10 protein-coding genes are annotated in these 17,919 nt (G+C 36.1%); 8 read left to right on the plus strand and 2 right to left on the minus strand.

Features of this window, described 5'->3' with window-relative positions:
• Window positions 1–19 precede the first annotated feature (19 nt).
• Genes V8G61_RS02180 through V8G61_RS02200 form a run of 5 tightly spaced genes read left to right on the plus strand, consistent with a single transcriptional unit; the run spans window position 20 to window position 9,523 of the window.
• Window positions 20–2,062, plus strand: coding sequence for a BNR-4 repeat-containing protein (locus V8G61_RS02180; protein ID WP_394873789.1), 2,043 nt, complete (start codon window positions 20–22; stop codon window positions 2,060–2,062).
• 17 nt (window positions 2,063–2,079) lie between these two features.
• Entirely contained in the window at window positions 2,080–3,522 is a 1,443-nt protein-coding gene (locus tag V8G61_RS02185) for a sialate O-acetylesterase (protein ID WP_394873790.1), read from the plus strand.
• A 34-nt stretch (window positions 3,523–3,556) separates the two neighbouring features.
• Window positions 3,557–6,121: a heparinase II/III family protein gene (locus V8G61_RS02190; protein WP_394873791.1), complete on the plus strand. Its 2,565-nt coding sequence runs from the start codon at window positions 3,557–3,559 to the stop codon at window positions 6,119–6,121.
• A 10-nt stretch (window positions 6,122–6,131) separates the two neighbouring features.
• On the plus strand, window positions 6,132–8,396 hold the full coding sequence (locus V8G61_RS02195) for a glycoside hydrolase family 3 N-terminal domain-containing protein (protein ID WP_394873792.1): 2,265 nt from the start codon (window positions 6,132–6,134) through the stop codon (window positions 8,394–8,396).
• Window positions 8,396–9,523, plus strand: coding sequence for a glycoside hydrolase family 105 protein (locus tag V8G61_RS02200; RefSeq protein ID WP_394873793.1), 1,128 nt, complete (start codon window positions 8,396–8,398; stop codon window positions 9,521–9,523). Before V8G61_RS02195 ends, V8G61_RS02200 begins: the two co-directional genes overlap by 1 nt.
• Window positions 9,524–9,679: 156 nt before the next feature.
• Here the strand turns inward: V8G61_RS02200 and V8G61_RS02205 are convergent, their stop codons facing one another.
• The gene (locus tag V8G61_RS02205) at window positions 9,680–13,330 is read right to left on the minus strand and encodes a leucine-rich repeat protein (protein WP_394873794.1); all 3,651 of its coding nucleotides are present in this window, start codon (window positions 13,328–13,330) and stop codon (window positions 9,680–9,682) included.
• Between the two features lie 385 nt (window positions 13,331–13,715).
• Here V8G61_RS02205 and V8G61_RS02210 point away from each other — a divergent pair, with 385 nt between their 5' ends.
• From V8G61_RS02210 to V8G61_RS02220, 3 genes are all read left to right on the plus strand, one after another.
• Window positions 13,716–14,624, plus strand: coding sequence for a T9SS type A sorting domain-containing protein (locus V8G61_RS02210; RefSeq protein ID WP_394873795.1), 909 nt, complete (start codon window positions 13,716–13,718; stop codon window positions 14,622–14,624).
• A 140-nt stretch (window positions 14,625–14,764) separates the two neighbouring features.
• Window positions 14,765–15,079, plus strand: a complete 315-nt coding sequence (gene rhaM, locus V8G61_RS02215) for an L-rhamnose mutarotase (protein ID WP_394873796.1) — start codon at window positions 14,765–14,767, stop codon at window positions 15,077–15,079.
• 13 nt (window positions 15,080–15,092) lie between these two features.
• A complete protein-coding gene (locus tag V8G61_RS02220) occupies window positions 15,093–16,514 on the plus strand; it encodes a sulfatase (RefSeq protein ID WP_394873797.1) in 1,422 nt (473 codons plus the stop codon).
• Between the two features lie 27 nt (window positions 16,515–16,541).
• Here the strand turns inward: V8G61_RS02220 and V8G61_RS02225 are convergent, their stop codons facing one another.
• The gene (locus V8G61_RS02225; RefSeq protein ID WP_394873798.1) at window positions 16,542–17,588 is read right to left on the minus strand and encodes a GntR family transcriptional regulator; all 1,047 of its coding nucleotides are present in this window, start codon (window positions 17,586–17,588) and stop codon (window positions 16,542–16,544) included.
• Window positions 17,589–17,919: the final 331 nt, after the last annotated feature.

The raw sequence follows: 17,919 nt of genomic DNA on the forward strand, positions 1-17,919 counted from the left end.
CACTAAAAAAAAAGCAATTATGAAAAAATTATACGCAATCTTAACCATGCTAGTAGTTTGTATGGCTACAATGGCTCAAACGACGGTTCTATCCGCAAGCTTAACGGAAGAAACTCAGGTAGCACCTGATGGTTTATTTTTTGATGGTGTCCAAGGCGTAGACTATCAATTCGGGCCTCGAATTACCCCACACGGCGATTGTATTGATGTTGTTAATGGCTATGTATTTGTTACCTGGTACAAGGGCGGCATGGATAAAAGAAATTTAATGTTGTCTAGAAAAAATCTTAACGATCCTTCGGGAAATTGGGTGACTATTGAGTTCCCACATCAGCATATTGGTTTTCAGGGTGATCCAACAATTGGGGATTCTCATAATACGGCAGCGATCGGGGTGAGTACGATAGATAATACCATCCATCTCCTTTATGATATGCACGCATATAGTTCTGCTAATTATCCGAATGATTATTTTAATTATAGTGTTTCGTATACCAATAAGGCTTTTGTTCCAGATGCTGAATTTAATTTGAGCATTTTTAAACCAAAACAAAACTTTTTGAAATCCGGGGATGATTATCAATTGGCAACCTATCCGGTAATCATGCGTGCCGGTAATGGTGGTTTAATAGCACGCTACAGATATGGTGGTTCCGGTAATGGCAATATTCTTTTTAACTACTACAATGGGGTGTCCTGGAGTAGTAGCTGGACCTACTCTTTTGGCAGAATTACAGCCCCGGATAAATACAGTCTTTATGGAGAAGAAAAGTTTTTACATGGTAAATTTTATTCGGGATTTTCCATTCGATATGCGAATAATCCAAATAACAATTACGCTCTGAATAACGGATTGTTTTTTACTTATACCAATTCAATACCATTTGATAGTTCCGGGAACTGGTTTGATGCAAATGATAACGGTATAGCTGTGCCTTTTTCATACCCTGATGCGCTTAAAGTGGCAGAACCCTGTGATGATTATGGAACATCAACTTCACCAAGAACACCCAATGATCCTGCTTTCACAGTAACTCAAAGTGGAGCCATTCATTTTGTTACCCGAGTAGACAATCAAAATGTGCACTATTATAAGGCGGCCGGGGCTACAACCTTTTCTCGGGCAGCCGGCGGTGGTATTCCCAATCCGGACGTCCGCGGGGATATGTTTAGCTATAATGATAAAGTCTTTATGGTGGAACTAATAAGTGGGAAACCTGTTGTTAAGTCTACCTTAGAAGGTAATAATAATTGGAGGATAGCTTACTCTAGCGCCGACACAAAAGTATTTAAGCATTTTGACGCTGTTCAGGTAAATGATAAACTCTATGTATATCTTATGGAAAATGTGGCAGGTGATGCCTGCCCCATGTATCTTCAGGTCTTTACACTTTCTGAGGTGGAGGATTCCACTCCAGTTACCGGATCTGATATTGGTATAGAGGCTGAGAACTTTACTACGGCATCACCCGAAGTTTTAGTAGGACCCAATATTGATGCTTCAAATGGAGAATATGTTAGTGAATTCCCAGGAAATAAATTCCTGGAATATAAATTTAATGTTGACGTGGCAGGTGATTATGATTTTGTATTGACTGCTTCAAATAGAAACAGAGATGATTCCATAATGGATATCGAAATAAATGGTGTTTTGTATAGTAATACGCCAATAACCAGAACTTTGGATTGGAATGTGTTCGATACTTCCACAATTTCTAACGTGAGTTTGGTTCAAGGAGAAAACACGGTGATATTAACTCAGAAATTATCCTTATCAAGTAGGCCAGATAGGTTAGACTTTAACTTTAACTCAGCTTTAAGCACGAATGAATTTGAAAAAGAAGGGGTGTCTATTTATCCAAATCCGAGTACAGGGGTTTTCAACCTGCTTACCACGGTGAAAAATCCCGAGTATATCTTAATGAATCTTCAAGGGCAAGTTCTGGAAAAAGGAACTTTCACCGGAGAGCCATTAAATTTCTCTGAATATTCGAGTGGATTATACTTCTTGCAACTAAAGTCTAACGAGAGTAAAATGATTAAACGTTTATTAATTAAATAGTTAAAAAATTTAAATAAGTGCAAATTTTAAAATTCAAGGCTTTAAGTTTTCTGTTTATCATTTTTCAAATTTGGTTTGGTTATACTCAAACAAAACTACCTAATTTTTTTAGTAATAATATGGTCTTCCAACAACAGGAAAATGTTCCAATTTGGGGGACGGACCTACCGGGAACTTCTGTTAATATTCTATCAAGCTGGGGTGAAAGCAAATTAGTTGAAACGGACCAAAATGGTAATTGGAATACAACTTTAAAAACACCTAAGGCCTCTTTTAATTCGGAGGAAATCAGTATCAGCGGGACCTCCAAAATTACCTTGCATAATGTTTTGATTGGTGAGGTGTGGTTTTGTTCCGGCCAATCTAATATGGAAATGCCCATGAAAGGTAACAAGAACCAGCCAATTTGGGGCGGCCCAGAATTAATTGCCACTTCAAAAAATCAGCATATACGGTTGTTTAATACTGAAAGAGCGTCTAGTTTATCGTTAGAAACCAATGTGGTAGGCGAATGGGAAGAAGCGCGTCCGGAAACCGTAAAAGCATTTAGTGCTATTGGTTATATGTACGGCAAGGAGTTATTTGAAAAATTAAACGTGCCTATTGGTATTATTGAATCATCTTGGGGCGGTACACCTATAGAATGTTGGTTGCCAAAAGAAATTGTTGAAACCTATGAAAATATTACCATACCGGATAGCTTGCCACAAGATATCAATAAACGAAAAAGACCTAGTTGCCTTTTCAACGCTATGATTTACCCCTTTAAAGATTTCAAAATAAAGGGATTTTTATGGTATCAGGGAGAGGGAAATCGCAAAATAGCACATAGGTATAAAAAATCAATGCATGATTTGGTCAATAACTGGCGGTCACAATGGAAAGGTGATAATCTACCATTTTATTTTGTTCAAATTGCACCCTTTGGTTATTTTGAAAAGGGAAGATCACTACTAATTGCTGCAAATGAGTTAAGAGAAGCTCAGTTGTTCGCAGCTCAGGAAATCTCCAATTCGGGCATAGTAGTTACTACTGATGTTGGACATTGTGATAATATTCATCCACCGGAAAAAAGAGTAGTAGCAAACCGTCTTACCCGCTGGGCTTTGGCCAATCAATACGGGTTTGATAAGCTACCGTTTCGAAGTCCGGAGTTTAAAAAGATGGAAATTAAAGGAAATAAAGCTCAAATTCATTTTGAATTTTTTGGTCCCAATAAAGCTAATTTAAAATTAGACAAAACGCGAAGCTTGCAAAATTTCGAAGTTGCCGGAGCAGATCAAAATTTTTATCCAGCAAAGGCTCAAATTAATTCTGATCAAACTATAACTGTATTTAGTCCGGAAGTTCAGGTGCCAACTGCAGTACGTTATGGTTTCGTAGATTGCTTGGAGGGCTCTTTGTTCAGTAAAGCCGGCCTTCCGGTTTCTCCTTTTCGAACGGATAATTGGAAAAAATAATCGATCGGGATTATAATTTTAAAATGGTATTAAGATGTTGAAATCAGGTGATTTTTTTAATTTTTTTTTATTGCTTTTAGGCTTTTTCTTTTGTTTGATAATTGGAGCTCAAAACCCTGAGCGTCCTTTTATATTGGTGAAAATTGAAGATCGACCAGCTATTCTACAAAAAATAAAAACGGAGCCCTGGGCCAAAAAAGCTTATAATGATTTAATTAGCGAGTTAGAACCAAAGGTACGAAAGCATGAAGAAGACCCCGAGAAATTCTTGAACGGCTTGCCTTTGGATTGGAAAAGCCGTAAACGCAAAGAAATGCCTCCATTTTTTAAAACGTATCACGTTGACAATGGGAAACAAAAAAATCTGGATAACGTTACGGATACCGAATTTAAAAATGCTGAAACTTTAAAAAAATACCTTAACATTGGTATTCATTCTGGAGTGGCGTACTTTCTTACCGGGGAAGATAAATACGCACAATGTGCTACGGATATTTTAAATGTCTATGTAAATGCCGTTCTGCAATCTGAACTTTCTGAATGGCATCAAAGAGGGGGCTGGCTATATCCCTACGATGGCTTTCGAGAGGTAAGAGATCTGGGAGAAAAACTCCCTGTTATTTATGATTTTATTGTATCCTTTTTAAAAGACGGGGGACAGGCGTATGATCTTATTAAAAGAACAAAAGTAGATTTCCCAGTTGACAAAGCTCAGGAGGTGTTTAGAACTTATGCAGATATCAGTATTAATTACGGTCAAATCAATTCGAATCATCCAGCCTTGGAAGCGACTAACTTGGTGTACAACGCACTTGCTATGGAAAATCTGAAAGAAAGAGATTCCTTATTAGCCTATTTTTTAGAGAAAAAGACACCGCATCAAGATCCATTAGAGGTGATGGCAGGTATTTATAAAAATGAAGGTGATATTTGGCCCGAATCTTCACAATATCTTAATGCTGTTTCTAACATACTCACAGAACTTATGTTTGTAGTAGATCGGTATAAGCCTGAATTAAATCTTGGAAAAAAATACTCCAACGTCCTTTATTCCTTGCCAAAACTTGATTATCTGGTTTATCCCAATAATGAAATAATTCGCTGGGGCGATGGTAAACGTAATGGGTCTCCTTCATATTTGTGTTACGAATTTGCATTTCAATTAGGAAAATTAAATAATGATCCTAGAATAATAAATAAATTCGGACCTCTTTTGTTCAGAGCTATTGAGTCGGGAGATTATGAAAGCCGAAGTGTTCAATCCTTGCTCTTACCGAATCTGGAACTGACTGAGGAAATGGCTGCTTTTGAACTGCCTACCACCGATAAGGTGGAGCATGCTGGTATTTTTCTTCAACGAAATCTAAGTTCAACGGAAGACCCCAACTACGGTCTGATGTGTTTTGTAGGTGGGGCTCATATGGTTCACGGTCATGCAGAAGGCATGAACATAGAACTCTATGGTTTAGGAGAAGTTTTAGGCGTTGATAATGGTCGTGGAAAATACCAACAAGATATTCATGAGAATTATTCCAGAATTTTTGCTGCTCATAATACAATTATTGTTAACGGAAGCTCTCAGGGTCAGGGAGGTTGGGTAGGTTTAGCTATCAATAAAGTGGGGCTCATTGCTATGGAGCCGAATCCATCTGAACCTGCGGTTTCTCCGAATCACTCCTTTACCCGAACCAGTTTCTTAGATGATAAAGGAGATGGCGCAGAAGCCACACAGGAACGAACCTTGGCACTTATTCGAACGTCACCAAAAACAGGTTATTATGTAGATATATTCCGTTCGAAATCGAAATTACCTAATGAATACCACGATTATCTGTACCATAATATTGGCGACACTTTAGTTTTTGAAGATTCAGGATTAAAATTTCATTCTGATAAACTCCGATTTATGGCCAATGCCAAAAAAATCTGGAAACAAAATGGAAGGTATCGCAATCCGGGTTGGCATTTTTTTAAAAATGTGAAAACATCTCAAGTATACAATTCGGATGTGCAAGCCAAATTTATTTTAAATCATCTTTATGATGGCAAAAAACGCTATATGAACGTGTTTATTTTAGGAAACCAAAATAGAGAATATACGGCGGTACAAGCTCCAAAGACATTTGATGCACCCGAGCCCTACGAAGAGAAATCAACACCAACATTAGTAATTCGCCAAAATGGTGAAGCCTGGAAACAACCTTTCGGGGTCATTTATGAACCACAATTTGCCAGTGATGCTGATCAAGGTATTCAAGCAGTTGTGGGTTTGAAGCAAGATAATCAGTTTAAAGGATTCATGGTTCAAAGTCATGTGGAGGGCCAAACCATAATTCAATATATTATTAGCCAAGAGCCTGAAAGTGTTTATCGTAATGATGCATTGGATTTTGTTTTTAAAGGGGCCTTCGCAGTGTTAACCTGTGATACAGAAAATAAGTTGCAAAATGTTTACATAGGAAAGGGATCTGAATTAACTTTTGAGAATTTAAAGATCACATCCAAAGATCAAAAACCAATTTCAATATACATGGATTTAAGTAACGATAAACCAGAAGTGAATGGTACTAAAAACGCAGTAGTTTTATTTAATAACTAAATAAGAAAAAATGAAAAAATTAATTCTGGCGGCTGTAATCGTTTTATTCTATAGCTGTAACCAAGGAAAATCAGTTTCAAAGGATTATAAAGATTCATCACTTTCCATTGATGACCGTGTTGACGCTTTATTACCCTTAATGTCCTTGGAGGAAAAAGTGGCACAAATGCGTATTTTCCATGCTAATATTGGTGCAAAGTCAGACAAACAGGGAAACTTAAAATTATCAGAGAAGGTCGTTGAAAAATTAAAATTGGGCATAGCAGGAATTAAAAATCCCGGGGAGCACCTTCCGCCTGTAGAAGCCGCAAAATTTAACAATAAACTTCAAAAATATATCATAGAAAATAACCGCTGGGGAATTCCAGCCTTGTTTGTAACGGAGTCTTATAATGGCGTAGATGCCAAGGGTTCTACCAAATTTGGGCGCCCTATAACCTCGGCAGCCTCTTTCAATCCTGATTTAGTGCATCAGATATGGGATGTTGTTGGACGTGAAGCGCGATTCCGTGGCATGCATATGTGTCATTCTCCTGAAGCCGATATTGTTCGTGATCCTCGGTTTGGCCGTATGAGTGAAGCTTTTGGTGAAGATACGTATCTAACCACTCAATTGGTAACTCAGGCTATTAAAGGGGTTCAAGGCAATTACAAAGGTCTGGGTAACGGTACTCACATTGGTGCCGTAGCTAAGCATTTTGCTGCTTATGGCCAGGTTTTAGGTGGTACAAATTTTGCTGCCATAGAAATTTCTCCTCGAACCCTTATTGATGAAATTTATCCGCCTTTTGAGGCTGCGATTAAAGAGGCAAAAGCCTTGGGAATAATGGCTTCTCATGGTGATATTAACGGAATCGCCAGTCATGGTAATCCCGAGCTTTTAACCGGTGTACTTCGAGACGATTGGGGGTTTGAAGGTTATGTTGTTTCTGATTCAAATGATATTGCCCGACTATTTTATTTTATGCATGTAGCTGAATCACCAGAAGCAGCGGCTCAAATGGGCCTCGAGGCAGGTATAGACGTCGATCTTTATGCTGAAGATTCTTATGCTTTACTTCCTGAAATGGTTAAGAAAAATCCGAAATTAGAGACATTAATTGACCGTTCTGTAAAGCGAGTTTTACGTACCAAATTCATTTTAGGTTTGTTTGATAATCCATACGTGGATATCGAAAAAACGAAAACTCAAGTTCGGTCAAACGCATCATTGGAATTAGCAAAGAAGTCCGATTTAGAATCTGTTATTTTACTTAAAAACGATCAGGATATTTTGCCTTTAAGTAAGGATAATACTAAAAAAATAGCGTTATTAGGTCCTCTTTTAGCGCCTAACACCAAAGCTATGTTCGAAGCTGTCTCGGGAACCAAAATTTCCTATATAGCTGAAAAAGGATTTGAACTTACTGATGGTAAGAGGGACGTTCCAAAACTTTTAGATACAGACCCCAAGGTTATTAATGATTTAGTAGATAAAGCCAGAGCTTCAGACCTCACAATTCTATTTTTGGGAGGCGACGAAAATACAGCCAAAGAAGCATTTTTCAATAATGGAATAGGCGATAGAGCGACGGTTGAACCTGTTGGTGCACAAGATTTATTATTAGAAAAGATTAAATCTGCCGGAAAACCGGTAATCGTTGTTTTAAAACACCGAAGAACTTTAGCCATTAATACCATTTCAGAAAAGGCCGACGCCATTTTGGATGCCTGGGATTTAAGTGAATTTGGCGATGAATCATTGGCTAGAATTATTTTTGGCGAAGTTTCTCCATCAGGAAAATTACCTGTAACAGTTTCTCGAAACACAGGTCAATTACCCTTCCATTATAGTATGAAAGAGATCAATTATAAAAAGGGATATTTATTCTTGGAAGATGGTCCGCTTTATCCGTTTGGCCACGGTTTAAGTTATGCGCAATTTGATTATTCTGACCTCAAATTAACAGATTCTATTTTAACACCAGAAACAGAAATTGAGGTCAGTGTTGTCGTTTCAAATACAGGGAAAATAAAAGCGAAAGAGGTTGTGCAACTTTATGTCAAAGATATTATTGGTTCGGTAACACGACCAGATAAAGAATTGAAAGCCTTCAAAAAAATTGAATTAAACCCAGGTGAACAAAAAATGGTTACCTTTAAGATTACGCCGGACATGTTGAAATTTACGGGTTTAAAAATGAATAAAATTTTAGAAGCAGGTGATTACACCATTATGGTGGGAACTTCTTCAAAAGATTATTTAGAAACAAAGTTTAAACTTAATATCGAATAATGATGTACAAATCTTTTTTAAAGCTTTTGATATTATTTGCACTCTTCAATTGCTCAGTTCTGCAAAAAACGAACGCTCAGGATCCTCTGAACAAAGAGCTCATTAAAACCTCAATGATAAAAGCTCTAGAATGGCAGGAAGCTCACCCAATATTTGCGCTAGCACCAACAGACTGGACCGAAGGTGCTTACTACACAGGTGTTTCGCGTGCACATAAAACAACTGGAGATCAAATTTACGAGGCCGCCTTAAAAAATCAAGGTTATCACAATAATTGGCAAACTCTAGACCGGTATTTTCATGCGGATGATGTCGCTATTTCATACAGTTACCTTTATATCGAAATGAATTTAGGTCGGAAAAACTTTGTAGATCTTAAACCAACTGAGGACTTTCTAAAGGTGCATTTGTACGAAGCTAATAAATGGAAGGACGGCACAGATTCTGATAAGACCAAAAATATTTTGTGGTGGTGGTGTGATGCCTTATTTATGGCGCCGCCTGTAATTAATCTCTATGCAAAACATACTGAACAACCAAAATATTTGGAAGCCATGCACCATTATTATAAACAAACTTATGATCAATTGTTTGATGAAGAAGAGCTTTTATTTGCTCGTGATCTAAGATTTGTATGGACCGGTAAAAATGATAAAAAAGAACCTAACGGGGAAAAGATCTTTTGGTCTCGTGGGAATGGTTGGGTTTTAGCAGGTTTAGCATTATTATTGGACGATTTACCTCAAGCAGATCCGGAACGTCCTTTTTATGAAAATCTCTTTAAAAAAATGGCAGCAAGGGTTCTGGAACTACAGCCAGAAGATGGTTTATGGCGCACGAGCTTATTGTGTCCGGAATCTTTTGATCATGGCGAGGTTAGTGGAAGTGGTTTTTTTACCTTCTCTTTAGCTTGGGGTGTGAATAATGGTCTTTTAGAAAAACCCAAATTTACAAAAGCGGTAAAAAAAGCATGGAATGCTTTGGCTCAATGTCAGCAGGAAGACGGTATGATTGGATGGGTGCAAAACATTGGGGCATTTCCAGAGCCGGCTAACAAGGATAGTTGGCAAAATTTTGGAACAGGTGCATTTTTAATGGCTGGAAGCGAAGTTTTGAAATTGAATTAATAAAACGCACTCAATCTCTAGTTCTTGACAATAATCTTTTAGTAATAAGTCATTACCAAAAAATACCGGCTACTAAAATAAGATTTTTTAGTAGCCGGTATTTTTTGTTTTTATAATTTAAAACAAGTTATAGATCAACATTATATTTGGCCTTTTTTAAGGCTTGAGTATTATCTTTTTTGAAGCTTCCACTGAATTATTATTAGTGATTAAAGCTATATAAATACCTCTGGAGAGATGATTCAAATTAACTTCTGTTACGACTCCCTTAAGTTTTTGACTTAAAATAGTTTGCCCTAAAAGATTGACAATTTTTAATTCCGAACTATTGGTTATTTCTATGTTTTTTGTTTCAAAAGTCCAGGTATCAGAACCCTTATTTTGATACCCTTTAAAGGTCTTTTCAATATTATTAAAATTGTTCTCTTCTATAGCAAGCGTTCCATTATTAATGACGTTGGTATTTGTAATAGTCGTATTTACCGGGTAGGTATAGGTCAGTTGCGAATTCGTTGTTATTGTGGCGTTGTTATCAAGAATATCTACATAAAAACTGGTTGCTTCGCCGTTTTGTGAGTCTATGTCCCAACCTTTATATTTAACGTGAGATCCTTTCCCCATGTAAATGGAAGTTAGTTCTTCGTTTTCATCTAATGATAATACTATAAATCTTCCCGTAAATTCAACATCCAGAGTGAGGTCATTAAAAATACCATCATCATTATCTCTGAGCAAAATGATTTGTTTCATGTTTTTACCTTCCACAGTGCTAAGTACTTCCAATCCAGCAAAATTTCCTCCTCTTTTTATATTGGTTACTTTGGTAACGCTGTTGGTATTATCACCGTAATAGGGCTCATAAACTACGGCAAATGGTGTGTTCCATGCCTCTCCATTGTGTCGAATAACTACTGTAGGGGTCGGGGTATTGTCGTAAGATCCTGCTATTCCAACAGTGGGAGGTGCATTAACTCTAGTATATTCTCTATTAGCTTCCCCAGGAATTAACATTTTCATATTCACTAATCCGCCAAGACGATTGGCAGTAAAGGTAGCCGTAACATCATCAGAGTATGTGCCAGAAGTTTGAACGTCTGTAAAATATTGCCATCCTGGATTATCGAATCCTCCAACGGTATTTCCGGCTGCATATCTGTTGGAATCGCTTGTTAAGGAAAGATCCACACCATTGCTTTGCAATTGTAATATATCAGAAAGGTTGTGATAAACATAATCGTGATATTCATTACTCAAAGATGAGTTAGATTTAAAGACATCTACATAATAACCCGAGGTAGGGGAGGTTCGCACAATAGCCATTGTTCTGTATTGTAAAGCTTCGGCTAAACTGCCTCTATCATCTAAAAAGCTGGTTGTACTAAAGGAGTTTTTAGGGGATACAGGCACTTGTGTGTACTCCGGTTCAATCGATAATTTTTGAACTGTGTTAATATCGATATTTGCATTACCACCGCTACCCTGTGAGGCCCCATTTACGATAACTGTATTATGTGCCGCAAATAATCTGTAGTAATTTCTGTGGATTGTGGACGTGTAATTTCTGGTGTTACCTGCTGCGGCGCCTATCACAGTTTTTGGACCATATAATTCCATATTCATTCCCGAGGCGTAACTATGGACAAATCCCGCGCCACCAACAAATAACATTAATCCATTGAGAACAGGATCAGGAGTTTCTAAATTTCTTTGAATAGAAATACCTGCAAAACCTAGCTTGTTGGTAATATTTTGTTTAAAAGCTGTGCTCTCTCCTTCAATTGTGCCAGAAAACCAAAGTAACCTTAAAGGTTCGTTATAATAAGGATCTGCTGGTGTAGAGCGCTGTGAACTGAAATTGGCTCTATTGTAATTATCATAATTAACACTTGAATTGATAAGTTTTCCGAATTTATCTAAAAGCAAATTGTCATTGGTTAGTTGGCCTAAATAATAAGCCATTTCATAGCCATCTGTATATTTTCTGAAACCTCTGCTACCATCACCAAAATGAAGAGTTCTGTTATCGTTTGGATAAGAAAAATCATTTGGAAGGTCAAGTGATTGGGGAAGATTAGCATAATTAGATGCCAAATCATAAGAGCCATCGTATTTTGTGATTAAGGCCATTAAGTAGGTGGAGTATTCGGCAACATACTTAGAATAGGTAAACGGTTCCGGCCAAATGCCTTCGTTATCATCAATTTTTTGTGACATAACACTAAAAGGAATCTGCCGATTTGCACGCTTGTTTATTACGTATTGTATCTCTGTATTTCTTTCGGTCTCACTATCCAAGGCTAATATATTACAGGCTAAACTGGCGCTTTCCAGTGCTGGCCAGTTAGAAGCTATACCACCTCGTTCTTTAGCTAAATAAATATATTTTTTAAAAACAGACTCTGCTTCCCACCAGTTGATAGTTACCTCATTATTGGCTGCAAAATCATAGGCTGTTCCACCTCCTTTAATATAACCGGCAATAAAATCATAGAGTATGGGGAGTTGGGCTCCAAAATCGCGGGCTTCTCTCAAGTGATCCAATGGATAAATCCATCCGGCATTAAAATTTGTAGAAGATGAAACCGGAACCTGACTCATCGCCTTCAAATATGTATAGAAAATAGAGGCACTGAATTTTGCATAATCCTCGTTTCCGGTTAAAAAATAAACAACACCACTATCGATTCCGCTTTGTAAAAAAAGTTTGTAGGTATTTCGATCCGGACCGGCGTTAGCCTGACCATCAGTTATGGTTTTAAATGGGGGAATCTGTCCTGCCACAGCATTGGAATTGTCAAAAGGCAATTGGCTTAAATATCCTTGTCGATTAGCCAAATAACCGGAAAGTTCTGCGTCAACTCTATTTTTGAAATTAGTATAATAGGTAGATTTCCATGTGTTATTATTAATTTCATTGAGGATAAATGCTTTATCCGAGTTTTTAACCCAAATCATAGGACGTTGTGTAATCTGTTCCTGGACTTCTTGCGGTTGTATGCTACCGAAAACATTAGTCCAATCAGGAATAGCAGAATAATTAGAAGCTCCGGTATTAGTGGGCACGTATAATGTTCTGTCAATATTTGTTAAACTTCCATTGTTAACAAATGCAAAGGTTTGAGCATTGGTGGTAAATGATAATGAAGGTGGTGTGTCGGTGCCTAAGTACAATGTTGTTAAAGAGGTGTTATTTCTAAAAACATTGTCGGATAGCGATATAATATTTGTGCATCCGGAAAGATCGGCTGTGACCAAAGCTGAACAGGTTCCCAAAAATGCCGGAGGTAAAGTTGCGGTTGTCGTATTATTTTTCATTGTAAATGCCGCCATAGAGGTGCAATTATTGAACATGCTATCGCTAGAGGACAGATCGACTGTAATATCCGAAAAATCAGCACTTAATAAACCGGTGCAGCCCGCAAAAATAGCTCTGCCTAAGGTGTTTAACGCGCTGGGATTAGTAAGGGTAAAAGACTCTAATGTTGCGGTTTGTTGAAATGCTGTATCTCCAATAAATGATAAAGTTGTTGGAAATTGTACTGATACCAGCCCTGATTTTTGTTTAAAAGCGCTCGCTCCTATGCCTACAACGTTAAAGGTTTGACCCGAGGAAGAAACTGTTGATGGAATAACTAAATTGGCAACGGTAGCTCCGCTAAATCCGGTAACGTTGACTTCTTCCGGACTTAAATTTTCTATCTTATACGATAGTGTTCCATCATTAAATGTATCCCCAATCAAAAGTTGGGCGTGTATTTGGGTAATAAAAAAAATGAATCCGATAATACAAAGTAGGTTTGTTTTCATGATATGTCTTTAGGAATCGCTAAATGTCGTCTAATGAAATTCAATTTCTATCCTGCTCTTACCTGACTTCAATTACTAAAATCACTTTTCAAAAATTTATAAACTAAAATTTCAGCTTTTAAAAAGTTGAGTTTAGTAAAAACGCTCAGATTTTGTAATAAAAATAAAACACTTTGGTTAATCGCCTTTTTATTTTATTTGAATGAAGATGGTTATGAAGAAAGGTTTAAACTTCATTATTAATTTGGAATTCATTTTAGTAACATAAAGAATCATTACTTAGTTCGATCAGGAAGTAAAATAGAGATTATAAACAGGATAGTACGGGATAGATCAAGAATAAATTGGCTGTAGTTTTAACTCCAAATAACTTAAATTACATTTTATGAAAACAACACTACTTAAGATTTTATTTTTTTCAATAGCGACCTTTGTAGGGATTTTTGTCTCTCAGGCGCAAAACTATTTAGGTGTTCCTTTTGGCGGAACGGCTATTCAAATAGGAACGGCCGTTGGCGCTGCAGATAAATTGGAATTTGAAAATTTTGACAGTTTATCGGGAAGCGTAGACGGAGCCAATTACACTGGCGATACTGTAAACCCTATTGATCCTACTACAGGGGAAGCGGCGACTTACTATGATGCGAGTGCTGGTAACCTTGGAGACTCTAATTACCGTTCAGGTTCTGATGTGGATTTGTCTACTGGAGATGGGTCTTCAGGTGTATTTCTAACGGGTAATCAAGGTCAGGAATTTCAAATGTTTACTGTGAATGTACTGCAATCGGGTATGTACACTGCAACCGTAAATTATAGACATGAAGGTGCTAATAAGAGATTTCAAGTCTACATTTATCCACCGGATTTATCAACGTCTACAGCGATTGTAAATGCTAATGCCGGAAATCCAGTTCTGGGAAGAACTGATGGAGGTGGAACACCTGTATTTATGGATTCTGATCCTACAACTCCTTTCGAATTAACAGCTGGAACTTGGATTATTAGAACTAGGCTTTTAGATGCTACTTGGGATTTAGATTATCTAACATTTTCGTTGCAGTCTACCTTAAGTGATGATGACTTTCAAAAGAAAGCCAGTGTTTTCAAAGCCTATCCAAATCCTGCAAACAATGGCCAGTTCAATTTGAACATCGAGACTGAATGGGTCGTTTACAATGTTTTAGGAGTTAAAGTTCTGGAAGGTGAAAGTAAGACTATAAATTTATCAGGTTTTTCTAAAGGCATTTACGTTTTGAAAACACCTTTTGCTAGCAAAATGCTAGTTTCCAAATAATGAGATCCCTAAGAACTAATAGCATAGTATGTAAAATTTATTTTATTTAGTTTTATCTCATTGATTAAAAGTTGGCTGTTTAATTTTATTAACAGCCGGCTTTTTTAGTTTAAATGAAATAGTTATTAAATTAAAAACTTATGCAAAGAATAGCTTTTACAATGAAATTGAAACCCGGGCAAAAAGACACTTATCAAAAAAGACATGATGCCATTTGGCCTGAACTAAAAATCCTGCTAAAAAATTCAGGTATTTCAGAGTATTCTATTTTTTTGGATGACAACACAAATACCTTATTTGCCTTCCAAAAAGTTTCTGGAAAATCAGATTCTCAAAGTTTAGCACAAAAGGATATTGTTCAAAAATGGTGGGATTATATGGCAGATATCATGGAGGTAAATCCGGATAATTCTCCTGTTTCCGTTACTTTAGAGGAAATTTTTTATTTACCATAAACGCCATAATATTATGAAAATCATCACTAGCTTTATTGCACTGTTTTTAACGGCGTTTTGTTTTTTGTCAGTTCATCCCAATCCGGATTTTATAGTACCTGAGCAAACAACCAAGCCTAACATTCTTTTTATTGCCGTAGACGACTTAAAGCCTGAAATTAATGCATATGGAGCTTCTCATATAAGTTCTCCAAATTTAGATAAATTAGCTTCTCAGAGCTTAATATTTGAGCGTTCTTATTGTAATATTCCTGTATGTGGTGCATCCAGAGCGAGTATCCTAAGTGGATTGCGTCCAACACGGAATCGCTTTTTGAATTTTAGTACAAGAAAAGATGTTGATGCGCCAAAGGTATCATCGCTTCCTATGACCCTTAAAGATAATGGTTATACAACTATTTCAAACGGAAAAGTATATCATCATAATGATGATGATAAAAATGCCTGGGATGAAATTTGGCATCCCAAGATTGCAGGAAATTATTATGCTTCCAAAGAAAATGATACCTTAAGAAATATGAGAAATAGAGGTCCGGCCTATGAATCATCGCCGGTAAATGACACCGTCTATGCCGATGGAAAAATAGCGAATAAAGGTATTGCTGACTTAAGGAAACTTAAAGAAAAGGGTACTCCTTTTTTTCTTGCTTTAGGTTTTCTAAAGCCTCATTTACCCTTTAACGCGCCAACTAAATATTGGGATCTCTACGAAGAAAAGAATATAAAACTTCCAGAGAACTATTCCCAACCAAAATCAACCCCGAAAGAAGCTTTTAATAATTTCGGTGAGCTTCGAACTTATTATGGTATTCCAAATGGTAAGGAACCCATTAATGAGGCACTTGCAATAAAACTAATTCATGGGTATTATGCTAGCGTGAGTTATATTGATGCTAAAATTGGACGGATTTTAAAAACATTAGATGATCTTGGGTTGGCAGAGAATACTATTGTTGTCCTTTGGGGTGATCATGGTTGGAATTTAGGAAATCATAAACTTTGGTGCAAACACTCCACATTTGAATCGGCTTTGCGAACTCCTTTGCTCATAAAAATCCCTAGTGTAACTAAAGGGGAAAGAAGCCATGATATTGTTGAGTATATCGATATTTATCCAACCCTTTGTGATCTTGCTGGAATCGAAATGCCTTCCCATCTGGAAGGTGTAAGCCTAAGACAACTTTTCTATGGCGGAAATCTTAATAAAAATTATGCAGTGTCAAAGTTTAAAGATGCTGTGACCTTAATCAAAGATCAATTCTTTTATACCGAATGGATCGACGAAAAAGGAAAGACTTATCAAAGAATGTTATTTAATCATGATTCTGACCCTCTTGAATTAGATAATTTAGCAGAAAAGAATGCTTATAAAAACCTGGTTGTAGACTTCGCTGCGGAATTACGTCAAAAATGGGGTAAAGACTTTTTAAATTAAGATTTAGGAGTAAATTAGAAGTTAAGTTTAAAGCGATTCTCTATCAATAAAATTAAAGGGATTTTTTACCCGGCCCTTTTCTTTGTTCAATATCATATAGGCTACAGTTTCCCCCATTTTTTTAAAATCTGTTGATATAACCGTTATTCCTAAAAGCTCTTTTAAGGGTGTGTCGTTATAAGAAATAATACCAATATCAACACCAAGTTTATACTCATCCTCCCTTACCTGCTTTACAAGATTAACCAGATCAGCCTCTTCAATGGTAATAAATAAATCCCCTTTTTTAATAATCATATCATCATAAATCTCATTTAGAATCTCAAAATCCAATTTATGCTCCACGCAAAATTTTCTAAAACCATGTAAAATCCGTCGAGGATAAGGGTAAACAGATTTTTCAGGATAAACGAGTATAATTTTTTGATACTTTTTTATTTTCGAAATACCTTCACTCAATGCATTATAAATATCATTCTCAAAATCTTGATAAATCTCAATTAAATTGCCATCAATTTCCGGTTTAATATTATCGAGTATAATTAATTTTTCCCTAGGAATTTTTTTAATTGCTTTAACAACATTTTCAGTAAAACTAATATGTTTGAGATCGTTAGTTTTAAAATGGGGCATTATGATAAAATAATCATAAGCCGATTTATTTTTGTCTATTAAGTTTAAAAACAGGGTTTCATCACAATGATAAATATGTAAATCGGTATGGGAATTAGCTCCCATAGCATTAATAAAATGGTTGTAGGTTCTTAATTTATAGGAACTTAGTTTATTGACAAGAAATAAAATATTAATTTTTGAAATTAATTTTGTTCGAGAAATATAATATCCTTTTCCTCGAATAGAGGTAATAATGTTACGTTCCTTTAATATGCTATAAGCTTTTTCTACAGTATCTCTTGAAAGATAAAATTCTTCACTAAACATATTTATCGATGGAATCTTTTGATCCATAGTCAAGTTTCCCAAAGCAATATTATCAATTATAGAGTCTATAATTTGTTGGTACTTAGGAACTCTGGAATTTTCATCAATATTTATAAATTTCATTAAAGACATAGAGATAAATCTTAGTTTTTTGAAAAAACAAAAGTGGAACAAAGTACAAAAACAAAACAAAAATTTATCCTATTTAACTTAAAATTATTTTAATATTCTGTTGCGTTTTGATAACGAATACTTTGTGTTAATCTTGTTAATTATTTGAACCCACAAATGATTAATTTTTGTGAACATTTCTGTATTTCTGCACAAAAAAAGAACTCTTCTGAGGAATGCTTTTGGTCGTAAATTATTTAATCTTAATTTATTAAACTTATGATTACCAGTTTTAAATGCAAAACTGATAGAGTGAATTAATCGAGGAGATTCTCCAGATGAACATTTGGAA

It is taken from the genome of Gaetbulibacter sp. M240 (genome assembly GCF_043876815.1).
Taxonomy (GTDB): domain Bacteria; phylum Bacteroidota; class Bacteroidia; order Flavobacteriales; family Flavobacteriaceae; genus Gaetbulibacter_A.